The sequence below is a fragment of the Porphyromonas levii genome (assembly GCF_018206105.1).
Classification (GTDB): domain Bacteria; phylum Bacteroidota; class Bacteroidia; order Bacteroidales; family Porphyromonadaceae; genus Porphyromonas_A; species Porphyromonas_A levii.
Genome location: NZ_JADRGN010000055.1, coordinates 1 through 10,984, shown reverse-complemented (window position 1 = coordinate 10,984; position 10,984 = coordinate 1). Strand labels below are relative to the sequence as shown.

The window sequence follows — 10,984 nt, the reverse complement described above, 5'->3', positions numbered from 1 at the left end:
CACTAGCCCGTTGTCGAAAAATGGGGAGTACTATAGAGATTTCTTCTAATATGGATGATGCATTGAAACAACTAAGCAACTTTTCTCCTATGCAAGAACAATTCTCAAGCATTGAGTGTGAATTTATAGAAGAATTTAAAGAGTATATATAAATTACTCAAAATATATTTTACAAAGTCTTTATGGATTACACAGAGGTTTATAAAGCAATAAAAGCTAAAGCACTTATCTCGGGAGCAAGTATAGAGCAACTTGAATCCAAAGAAACTTTATACTATGATGAGTCTGGAAATGTAAAGCATCTTATTCTTAAAGGTGGTTCTCTCAACGCAGAGTCTGACACTGTATTTGTATTGGGAGGAGTTCAAGCTGAAAATACAATCTCTCTAAAAGATTTGAGATTGAGACTTGGAAAACAGTCAACTACAGAATTAAAAGCAAACAGAGACTTAAAGGGTGATTTTATTGCAATTCTTAGGAAAGACAATTTTCGTCAAATCTTAGAATTGATAGAAGAAAAAGAATGGCATATTCATTTCTGTGCTGTTCATATTCTATACTATGGATTTGTGGATATTGTGGATTCTATTAAGGGTACGGAAATAAGTCCTTGGGAATTTAAAGCAGAATTATATCAGGTTTTGAGGAAAGATTGCGTAAAAACAATCAATCATTTCAAAATGTATAATTACCCAAATATTAAAGAAGAACAGAAGGAAGTTTTTCTTGATGGCATAATAAACATGATGGATGAACGCAATACTGAATTAGCCTCAAAAAGTCTAATTAACCCTTTGCTCGTGTTATTGAAAGCATTAGCTGACAAAGCTAAGAGCCAACAAGAACTCCCATTCATTCAAGAAGAAGTAACTAATGTATGGGTAAAACCCTTTATTCAGTTTTATATACAGGAAATTATACAGTTTCATAAAAAAGAACTGAAATTTGACGAAGAGAGGCAGGTACAGAAGGAACTCGAAATAGATACCATAGAAATAGACGGTAAACTTTTAGCCAATTATAGTTTTATTGATTCCAAGACAGACGCAATGGTACAAGTAAGTGATTATGTAGTTTCGATAATAAGAAAGTACATAATATTTCTTGATAGAACAGAGCCAGAGGTTGAAACTGATATTAAATCATTTGATGAGATACAGATGAGAAACTTCAATCTTTTGAATTCCATTTTAAATGATTCATTAGATTACAACCCTTTGTATTTGAATTTTACTGTCTGTTTGCACACCTACAGAAAGTTTATGAAGTATATAAATGAATATGGTAATATTCATTAAGGATTAGTTATATTTTATACTATAGTTAAAATATGAAAGAATTCTTTGAAGCATATAAGAGATACATAATAAAGCATCCTAACAAGTTAGAGTATAAACCTACAAGTAATACCAAATATGATTCTAGAAAATTACTTGAAATTACAGAAAAACTAGACAACAACATTCCATGCTCTGAAGAAGACGAGAAAGCTATCATAGACTTTGTAAAAATTTCTGATTACATATATGACTTGTATGCACAATTATATAAACACATACACGACAACTTTCGTCATTTGAACCTAAAAGGTTGTGATATTGCAGAGTATATTGTTGCAGGATTGAATCGAGAATATAAAGCCATCTGGAATAAGCGCGAAGCTACTCTTAATAAAGCAGAAAAAGGTTCGTATTTCCTGTCGGACTTGATGAATTTCAAGCTACAATCTCCAATACCAGAAGTAGGTTTGATTGATGCTCGTGCTTGTTTGGAAAGTGCAACTGATACATGTAGTTTGCTGCTAAATTATCTGAGATATTTTCTTGATAAAGAACTAACACATGAAGATTTCAAACCTGAAGAGTTCGCAGGAAGAGTATGCGACTCAATGCAAATTAGTCAGATTGCTGTTGTGCTAAAGCATTCCTATGACGATATTCTATATAATGATGGCTTTGTAAAAATAGATGAAAAGAATAATCTCATCACTTTCGACTACAATAATCATGATAGACTGAAACTTCTTACTGCTGGTGATATGATGTTCACTGAGCATAGAATGCAAGTAATGAGACGTGCACAAGAAAGTAATATTAGACCTAGACTTTATAAATACATAACTATCAATCGTATAAAGAAAGTAAAGATAAATAATAGTTGCATTACATTAAATTTTGGACAAGGAGAACCAAAAGAACATAGACAAATAGTTAATGATATGCAATCTGCAATAGATGCATACTATGAGTTTCTTGTTGGTGATACTATTTTGCCGAATTTTGCAAATAGTACAATAGACGAAGTTATTTCTGTTTGGTGTGCCATACAGTATATTACATTATATGTGTCTTCTAATATTAATTACGATATATCTATTAATACTCGTGAAGACTTTTCTTCTGTACCAAGCAAAATGCTAAAAAGTGACCTTATATCATACGTTGTAAAACTTACAGGTATTAACTTTGCAAAAGTTAGGGCATCTCTAATGGCTTTAGAGGCTGACTGGACAAAGTTCAATGATATTTGGACGTCGATGTTATATCCTGTAGGAGAGTATTATCTCCTACCATTTTTTCCAATCATATATTCATCTCCTTATAATGTTATTGACCAACTTATGCAGAGAGGTGGGTTTAACCTTGAGGAAAGAGGAAAACAATTTGAAATATTTCTTTATAATCAATTGACACAGAAAAAAACGTCATTTCCCATAACCTGTATGCAAACAGGAAAGTATGGTGTTCAGGGCAATGAAGAGGAAATTGATGTTCTTATTTCTATGAAAAATGTGGTTTTAGTTGCTGATGCTAAATGTATACACTATTCCGTAGAACCTATTAATTACACAGAGGCATGGAAAAGACTAGTAGAGGGTTGTGAGCAGGCTATAAGAAAGGTGGATTTTATAAAAAACAACCCTCAGTATTTCAATAAATTAGGTGATTATTCTTCAAAGACTATAATTCCATTTGTTATAACGAATTATCCCACCTTTACAGGATTTTCGCACAAAGGTGTGTATATCATAGATTCACATAGTTTTTTAGCTTATATAACAAGTGGCATTATGACTATGAGGCAGCTTACGTTAACAATTGATCCTATCATAGGACTTAAAAAGTTTTATTATAACGAAGATCAATTCTCTAATGAATTCATTAAATATTTATCAGACAACCCTGTTAAACATGAGTTCCTAAAGCGAATCTACATCCATGATTTACCTTTGGCAATTTTACCAGAATCATGGCGCATTATTAGCAAATCTGCTCAGATAAACAATGATTCACAATTTAACATATCAAACGACACCTAATCCAGCTGATAGATAATCATCATAGAAAGTCAATGTAACGGCTTTTTGTTACTTTTGAGCCGTTTCAACTCACTGTCAAAAGTAACGAGGTGTTTTTCATCGGGGTTTCTTTGCTCCTTTCTTTCGTGAGCTCTTCTTGAACGGTTATCTGTCCCGTCCTTACTTCGGGGTGCGTGGAGAAAGCCCAATTGATTTCCTCATCGGGAAGGGTGTTGTGAACGTTTCCACCCATCACCATTCCGCAATCCTGAATGACCTTTTGCCGTGCATCCTCTCTGCTCTCGGCAACCACTTCAAACACTCCTTCGAAAATGTACTGCGTCCGTACTCTGCAAACTCTCTTTTTCATATTCTCAAAAATTAGCAATTAGTAATCTGTATTCCTTTGGCTCTCCATTGGATAACCTGCGGTGGGTAAGCCAAAAATGGTGTGCGCCATAGCCGTATGCAAAGAACTTGTCAAGTTCCGTTTCTTCTGCTATCCGCTTGACGGCAGTCCTCAGTTCCTCTTCATTGGCGGATAGGGTAATGGCATTGATTACCCTTATAAAGATATGGGGTATCTCGTCCGCCCAATTGCATACGATGCTTTCTATTTCTACTTTCATTGCTGTGATAGTTTTATGGTTTATACTTTATGCTGTTTGTCTCATTCGCTGACGGATTAGCCGTTTGTTGGCATTGACAAGGTTCACGATTTGGTCGTGGTATTCTGTGTTTTGATTGCATACACCACGACTTTGCACCACTTTAAGCGTGTCCAAATTGACCTCAATCGTTTCTATCCGTCTGCCCTCAATGGTAGCCGAAAAGATAAGCGAGTTCTCTCTGAGATAGTAGGCATTGTCGAATACGCAATGGTGCATTGCCACTCCTTCTTCTAAATATTCTCGCACGCTCTCCAAAACGTGGACTTGGATTGTGCCGTCCGTGAAACGGATACCGAAGAACTTGGATTTGAGTTCGTGGAAACGCTTTTCGTCCTCCATTGCTTTTTTGCGTCTCTTCTCCTTTTCTTCCTTTTCCCATTGTTTGCGGAATTCGTTTTGTCTTAGGTCGTGTTCCCTATGCAGATTGATGGGACAAACATACTTTGGGCTGTGTATGTCCTTGCCCAATCTGCGGAGCATATCCACGTAGTCGCACCAAATCGAAATATCCTCTATGATATAGCCGTTGCGGACTGCTATTTTATAAGATTGCCAACAAGCGTCAAATGTTCTCGAATTATTAAGGAAGTATTTCAGATGCTCGATTCTGCCTGCTTTCATCAATGTTTCCGCACGGCTGTCGGACAATAGGGCTGGAATAAGAATGGTTGGTACAATGCCGTGAAAATCATTCTTAAATCCATTCCTGCGGAGTGTGTCCGTAGCCTTGAATTTGGGATATATCTGCGAGTACGATATATGGCGGTAGGCTTCGTTATCATTGCGTATTGCCATTGGCGAACAGAAAGAAAAGGTGTCAATGTATCTGCCCAACACTCTCTGAACGGCAATAATCGTCTTTCGTCCTTGTGCGTTCCACCAATACTGACCGATTTCAATGGTGTATGATGATGCTTTGCAACCTTTCTCCATTTCTGCGGAAAGGAGGAACATTCTTAGTACTTGATATTCTCCACAAGCGGTAAGTATCGTAAAGTATTGCTTCTGCCTTATCTTACGTCCAAAAGTCGTTCGGACTTGCAACTTTGCCCTGCAATGAGGGCAAGTGCAATGTTCGGTTGGGTTCTCCATTGTCCAACTATGTCCACAATTCATACAAGTGGTACGACCTTTGGGCAAGCGGTAGGCGAAGTGGTCTATACACTCTCTAAATGCCCACTTACATTGTGTCTTGGTTATTTGGCGTAGGTTCTTGCTCTCTGCAAGTACAGCTTTCTCAAACTTGTTTCTCGGTTTCATAATCTGTCCTCCTTGTTTTATTCGTTGCGAAATACATAGCCGTCCTTATACCAAAAGTCCGTGTCAAAAGGTCTTCGGCATATTTGGAGAAGTCAAAGTAATTCAATGCAAAATCGGATAAATCATTCTCCATATTCACAAGTTCTTCCGCAAAATCCTCCCTGCTTGAATAACTGCCGATGTAGTAGGATCGGAAAGACTTTACAAGGCTGTAAGCGTCTTGTGTGAGTTGGGTATTGTTTCCTTCCATCCATATCCAAAAGGCTTCTTTCTCCGTGTCGTTTAGTCTGTCCAACTCGTCCCGAAGTTCAAAGAAGGTTTCATTCAAATGCCCTTCGTCTATCAGACAATCGGGAATTTCCTCCCACGCTTGGAACATATATTCGGGTTCTTCCTCGTCCTCGTGTATCTCTGCACAACGCTCCATAAAGTCGTCCAAATCGTAGAAGTCTGAAAGTTCCACCCATTCGCCCTGCAATGAGCCGTTGTTATACTTGGCATAAGTGCCTACATAGATACGTGCTTCGTTCAAATCCTTTGCTTCCATTTTCTTTTGTTGTTTAAGGGTTAAAACTCGAATAATGAAGGTTGGGATATCTGCTGTTCCACCTGCTTTTCCGTTTTTGGTTTCTTGGCGGTCAGTTTGCGGTATTCTTCCGCTTGGTATCGCTCGATAGCCTTTTTCCGTGCTTCTGCTTTTTCCTCCTCTGTAAGTTCGATAGTATGGTTTACCACGACTTGGCAGTTGATGGACTTGCCCACCTCGATGTTATCCTCGTCGTAATAATGCACGGCAAGGGAATATACCTCCTCATCGGACAGACCTGCACACCCCATTCTTTGGATTTCCGTCAAGATGTAGGTAATGCACTCGTCTATGTTCTTGCTCTCTTTGCGGAAATTCTCCGCAAAGAGTTCATCGTATGATGCTCTCGTTTCCAAATAGTTTTGGATAACGTCCTTGAAATGCTCTGTACCTTTCATTGTCTTATATAGTTAGATGGTTGCTAAAATGATTTCTTGGATATGAATGGGTTCGACCTCTGAAAAGAGATAGGAGAAAAATTCCTTTCTGTCCTTTCGTTTGAGTTCCTTGAATAGTTCCCCAAAAGCGGAGATATTTCCGTTGAGGTAAACCGATACCATATACTCGAAGATATTGTCCACCTCATAGTATCTGCATTGCTGTGCGATAGTTTTGCTTCTTCTTTTCATATATCTGTCTGTTTTAAGAAATGAGTAACCAAAGTATTGCCCCGATAATGAGGGCATAAGTCAGAATGTACACTGCGATAGCCAAAGCGATGGTAAGGAGTAGCCGAATGAGGAGTTTTCCCACACATATCCCTGCCAGCCAAAGCCAGACGCTTCCGTCCCAAAGGAGAGAGCCTGCGAGTGCAAGTGTCACCCAAATTGCTATTTTGTATCTCAGTTTCATCTTGTCTGATTTTTTGATTTTATGCGGATTCCAGAGGTGAGGGGGGTGAGTTTCCATTTTTCATTTTCTCTGTCCTCGTGTTTCCGACATTTTTTTTATGCGTCTTTCCGTCGGGTCGGTCGTTTTCGTTTCAGGGGCGTAAAAAGGTAGGGCTTAGGACAAACAAGGTTTACGGCGAGAATACTACCTGCAATGAAATGGAAGTGTGGAGATTATCGCCGTAACGGCTTGCCGCCTCGACCTTTTTTGTCCGTGAAAGCCCGGAACTACCTTTGCCGCTGCCAACGAACAACCGATCCCGATGCGAATACATAGGGCAGAATGTGGAGAGGAACACCGCAGAGGACAGAGCGAAAAAAATGAAAGGCAGTCTTCACAAGTAAGACTGCTACAATAATGAGTAATAAGACGAAAAATAGACTCAGCTATCTGAATAAAGAGCCGTCAAAAAAGAAAAACGGAGAAAGTTTCGTCTTTCTCCGTAGATAATATTACCTTTGTAATAGGTTATTCGAGTTATGCAAAGCGTTGTATATCATTGCAGAAGATGGGTCGCTAAATCATTACCTACTGCATTTCATAACTCATAAGTCTGTTCATAGCCAATTACTTAGACCTAAATGATAGATTTTTACTTGATAAGTTCTACTCATTACTTCAAAAGAAAGTGAAATCATTTATATGACAAAGCTGGATTTACTTTACTCAAAAATGGAACGTAAAAAACAAAGCGTATCACTTGTAAAGTCTGTGAGAGGTCTTTGGATACTCTTATTGGCGGGAATAACTATGGGGGTCGGTCCAAGTGCCTTTGCTCAATTCCAAATCACTGGACGACTACTCTTTGGCTCCGACTCTACTTCTGTCGCTGGTGCGTCGGTCTCCCTCTATGAGGGTGATCGATTGGCAGAGGGGACGATAAGCAAGGAAGACGGAAAATTTGTACTCCATCGGGGTACTCGCCAATCGACACAAGTAAGCATCAGTATGCTTGGTTGTGCACCTATGGTGATTTCGATAAAAGGTGCTAGTAAATCATTAGACTTGGGCAACCTATATCTAGACGACACACATCAATTAGACGAAATCGTCGTAACCGCCCAAAGGGAGAATGTACAGAGGATATTAGTTTTCCCCAAAAAACATGAGCTTGTCGCTAGTCCCGATGTGCTGAGCTTGCTTAGGAATATGGGTCTTAGAGGACTAAGCATTAGTCCAATGTCACAGACGGCATTGGTGTATGGCAAGGCGGTACAGTGGCAAGTGAATGGTGTCCCAAAGTCGCGTGAGGAAATCTTGAATATTATCCCAGAGAAGATTTTGCGTATTGAGTACTCCGATATGCCAGGTGCGAGGTATCTAGACAAAGGGATCGGTGAAGTGGTCAATATCGTACTAAAGGAGCAGAATGATGGGGGCTCCTTCAGGGTATCTGCTCAGCCAGCACTGACGACGGGTTATTTCAATGGCAATACAGGCTTTAGCTACAATATCGGCAAGCATGCCCTCACACTGGGCTACAACCTTTCGTATAGAAATTATAAGAGTAGGCTGGTAGAGCTCGATGAGCGCTTTATCGGCAAAGGAGAGGAAGTGCATAGGGTGAAGATGCCAGTGGCTAGCCCATTTGGCTATAGCGACCACAACCTCAGTCTCTCTTATCTGTATCAGATGACCCCCAACAGACAGTTTTCGGCCACTTTTAGCGGGAAGCTTTTGGACACTCACTCCATAGAGCAATCCCATGTAATAGAGACCCATAAGGCAGATTACTTTAGGACCGATTACTCTAAGGGTAGGTCTGTGGCTCCAACGCTCGACCTATACTTCTCCAATCTGTTTGATAATGGTGGTAAGCTCGAACTTAATGTCGTGGGGACCTATAGGCAGGGCAAATATGAGTCTAGTGTCTCTGACAAGATGGGTGGAGCAGTGAAGCAAGAATATACCAATCCAGTAGAGAGCCATCGTAAAGCTCTGATTAGCGAGGTGTATTATACTCAGCAGTTTAGACCCTCTCTAGTCTTCACTACGGGTGTGCAAAACCATCTTGGACACTCGGAGAATACCTACTTCTCGCCAAGCAAATTTACAGATGTCTTGAGCGAAAATAATAATTATCTGTATGCTCAATTGTCGGGCTCAGCAAATAAGTTTCAGTACTCTGTGGGTACAGGGGTAAAAGCGTATTGGGTCAAAAGCTCTACCAACCAGAAGAGCTATTACAAAAATCTGAGTACCTTGACCCTGATGTACTCCTTGAGTAATAAAGCACACCTCCGCTTGGCAAGCTCCTATATGCCTAGTTTGCCTAGTTTGAGCCAGCTCTCAGAGGTGTCTCAGCGCTACGATGACTATTTAGTACATAGCGGTAACCCACAGCTCTCCGCTGCCCAGTATGTATATAATAGACTGGGGCTATACTACTCCTCAGAGCATTTTGCACACGACCTAGAGGCGACTTACTACCGAATTTGGGATCCTATTCTTTATGATGTCTCCTATAATAGAGAAAAGAACTATTTCCTTTCACACGCAGTTAATGGCAGGTATAGCCAGGTGCTAGGGCTGAGCTGGAACTTAAAGATGAAGAACCTCTGGGATTTCCTGACCATTTATAGTACGGTGGGATATGATTTCCAAAACTCCGATACAGGAGTAGATAAGTTTAGCCTCAATTCGCTCTACTGGGACATCTCTGCAATACTACAATACAAGGAATGGTCGCTTGCCTATTACTATACCCAGCCGAAGAGATCGCTGTATAATAACGTCGTCTCAAGGGGTGAAAACTCATCCCAATTGACTTTGATATGGAAGCGTAATAGGCTCACCCTATATGCAGCCCTCCACTTCCCATTTACTAAGAACGGTGCAACCTACGAGTCGGAGCTCCTCTCAAGGGTCAATCCCAAGACAAGCTACGTGAGCATCTTGGATAATCGTAATATGTTTTCACTAGGCCTCTCCTGGAATATAAGCTTTGGGAAGCGACTAAAGACCAGCCAAAGAGGTCTCTACAACACCGACTCCGACAATAGCATGGTCTCTACCTCTAGTAGGTAAGTATTAATCATTAATAATTGCAATTGAGATGAAACAGAAAAATCTCTCTTAAAATTACATGCGCAGGTGATGCAAGAGATAGAATATATCAAACAGAAGGATGCGATGGATTGTGGACCAGTGTGCTTGGCTATGGTGGTTAAGCATTATGGTCGCCATCCTGACTTGGAGCAAATCCGTAAGGATTGTGCTTTAGGTAAGGAGGGGGTCTCTTTATTGGGGATTAGTAAGGCGGCAGAGAAGAGGGGGTTGCACTCGCTGGGTGGTCGCATCACTTTTGAGACGCTAGCAAATGAAGCCCCACTTCCCTGCATCGCTCACTGGAATCAGAATCATTTTATAGTTGTTTATAAGGTCAAGAGACTTCGTAAGGGTAATTATAGGGTCTATGTCGCAGATCCAGGAAAAGGATTGTTCACTTACACCAAAGAGGAGTTTTGCGAGCATTGGATTAGTACCAAGACTAATGGCGAAGAGAAAGGTATAGTCCTACTCTTAGAGCCGACAGATGAGTTTTACAGCCAAGAAGTGACTGATGGCGGAAAGTTCGAGAAAGGTAATCGGCTGACCTTCCTTTGGAGCTATGTCAAGAAGTATCGTAGGTACTTTGGGCAAATTATACTAGGCCTATTGCTGGGTTCGCTGATACAGCTTGTTTTCCCATTCCTTACTCAGGCTATAGTCGATACTGGTATAGGTGGGCGAGATATCGGTTTTATTTGGCTGGTGCTATTGGCTCAGCTGATGTTGCTCTTTAGCCGTACGGCGATTAGCTTTATCCGCTCCAAGTTGCTACTTCACATTTCTACTCGTATCAATATTTCCCTCATCAGTGACTTCTTCATCAAGCTGATGAAGCTACCGATGAAGTTCTTTGACACTAAGCTATTGGGTGACCTATTACAGAGAATTGAAGATCATAGGAGGGTGGAGCAGTTTTTGACCTCCAATAGCCTTAGCCTGCTCTTCTCCTTCTTCACCTTCGTCATCTTTAGTATCGTGCTGGCCTATTATAGCTGGCTGATATTTGGAGTATTCGCCATCGGCACTCTGCTCTATGCTGGGTGGATTACTCTATTCCTCAAGAAGCGGAGAGCCCTTGACTACAAGTACTTTGAGCAAGCAGGTCGCAATCGTAATGTCACCTATCAGCTCATCAATGGCATGCAGGAGATCAAGCTACAAGGGTGCGAGCAACGGAAACGCTGGGAGTGGGAGGATGTGCAGGCAGACCTCTTTAAGGTCAATCTC

General features: G+C 40.5%; 10 protein-coding genes and 1 pseudogene. 4 read left to right on the top strand and 7 right to left on the bottom strand.

From position 1 onward, the window contains the following. Positions 1-182 precede the first annotated feature (182 nt). Both IX315_RS08935 and IX315_RS08930 read left to right on the top strand, forming a co-directional pair. The gene (locus IX315_RS08935; RefSeq protein WP_211837390.1) at positions 183-1,298 is read left to right on the top strand and encodes a DUF3800 domain-containing protein; all 1,116 of its coding nucleotides are present in this window, start codon (positions 183-185) and stop codon (positions 1,296-1,298) included. A gap of 32 nt (positions 1,299-1,330) precedes the next feature. Beyond that, the gene (locus tag IX315_RS08930; RefSeq protein ID WP_211837389.1) at positions 1,331-3,319 is read left to right on the top strand and encodes a hypothetical protein; all 1,989 of its coding nucleotides are present in this window, start codon (positions 1,331-1,333) and stop codon (positions 3,317-3,319) included. 64 nt (positions 3,320-3,383) lie between these two features. Here IX315_RS08930 and IX315_RS08925 read toward each other — a convergent pair whose 3' ends face one another. From IX315_RS08925 to IX315_RS08895, 7 genes and pseudogenes are all read right to left on the bottom strand, one after another. Continuing rightward, on the bottom strand, positions 3,384-3,668 hold the full coding sequence (locus tag IX315_RS08925) for a hypothetical protein (RefSeq protein WP_211837388.1): 285 nt from the start codon (positions 3,666-3,668) through the stop codon (positions 3,384-3,386). A gap of 4 nt (positions 3,669-3,672) precedes the next feature. Further along, positions 3,673-3,927, bottom strand: a complete 255-nt coding sequence (locus IX315_RS08920) for a hypothetical protein (RefSeq protein ID WP_211837387.1) — start codon at positions 3,925-3,927, stop codon at positions 3,673-3,675. A gap of 27 nt (positions 3,928-3,954) precedes the next feature. Then, positions 3,955-5,229: a PcfJ domain-containing protein gene (locus IX315_RS08915; RefSeq protein ID WP_211837386.1), complete on the bottom strand. Its 1,275-nt coding sequence runs from the start codon at positions 5,227-5,229 to the stop codon at positions 3,955-3,957. Positions 5,230-5,246: 17 nt separating this feature from the next. Then, a pseudogene (locus tag IX315_RS08910) lies at positions 5,247-5,776 on the bottom strand (antirestriction protein ArdA). Between the two features lie 20 nt (positions 5,777-5,796). Further along, positions 5,797-6,213 (bottom strand): PcfK-like family protein, encoded by a 417-nt coding sequence (locus IX315_RS08905; RefSeq protein ID WP_211837385.1) that lies wholly within the window; start codon positions 6,211-6,213, stop codon positions 5,797-5,799. A gap of 12 nt (positions 6,214-6,225) precedes the next feature. After that, complete coding sequence (locus IX315_RS08900) at positions 6,226-6,444, bottom strand: hypothetical protein (protein ID WP_211837384.1); 219 nt, start codon at positions 6,442-6,444, stop codon at positions 6,226-6,228. A 13-nt stretch (positions 6,445-6,457) separates the two neighbouring features. Continuing rightward, complete coding sequence (locus IX315_RS08895; protein ID WP_211837383.1) at positions 6,458-6,667, bottom strand: hypothetical protein; 210 nt, start codon at positions 6,665-6,667, stop codon at positions 6,458-6,460. 711 nt (positions 6,668-7,378) lie between these two features. On the opposite strand from IX315_RS08895, the gene IX315_RS08890 reads away from it, so the two are divergent. Both IX315_RS08890 and IX315_RS08885 read left to right on the top strand, forming a co-directional pair. Continuing rightward, positions 7,379-9,733 carry a TonB-dependent receptor gene (locus IX315_RS08890; protein WP_211831754.1) on the top strand — a complete coding sequence of 785 codons (2,355 nt, stop codon included), beginning with the start codon at positions 7,379-7,381 and terminating at the stop codon, positions 9,731-9,733. Positions 9,734-9,802: 69 nt separating this feature from the next. Next, on the top strand, positions 9,803-10,984 hold a 1,182-nt coding region (locus tag IX315_RS08885; protein WP_244973137.1), incomplete at its 3' end, for a cysteine peptidase family C39 domain-containing protein.

Coding starts and splice junctions, on each gene's coding strand:
- IX315_RS08905 (WP_211837385.1), bottom strand. CDS start 6,213: ATGAAAGGTACAGAGCATTTCAAGGACGTTATCCAAAACTATTTGGAA.
- IX315_RS08925 (WP_211837388.1), bottom strand. CDS start 3,668: ATGAAAAAGAGAGTTTGCAGAGTACGGACGCAGTACATTTTCGAAGGA.
- IX315_RS08915 (WP_211837386.1), bottom strand. CDS start 5,229: ATGAAACCGAGAAACAAGTTTGAGAAAGCTGTACTTGCAGAGAGCAAG.
- IX315_RS08930 (WP_211837389.1), top strand. CDS start 1,331: ATGAAAGAATTCTTTGAAGCATATAAGAGATACATAATAAAGCATCCT.
- IX315_RS08920 (WP_211837387.1), bottom strand. CDS start 3,927: ATGAAAGTAGAAATAGAAAGCATCGTATGCAATTGGGCGGACGAGATA.
- IX315_RS08895 (WP_211837383.1), bottom strand. CDS start 6,667: ATGAAACTGAGATACAAAATAGCAATTTGGGTGACACTTGCACTCGCA.
- IX315_RS08900 (WP_211837384.1), bottom strand. CDS start 6,444: ATGAAAAGAAGAAGCAAAACTATCGCACAGCAATGCAGATACTATGAG.
- IX315_RS08935 (WP_211837390.1), top strand. CDS start 183: ATGGATTACACAGAGGTTTATAAAGCAATAAAAGCTAAAGCACTTATC.
- IX315_RS08890 (WP_211831754.1), top strand. CDS start 7,379: ATGGAACGTAAAAAACAAAGCGTATCACTTGTAAAGTCTGTGAGAGGT.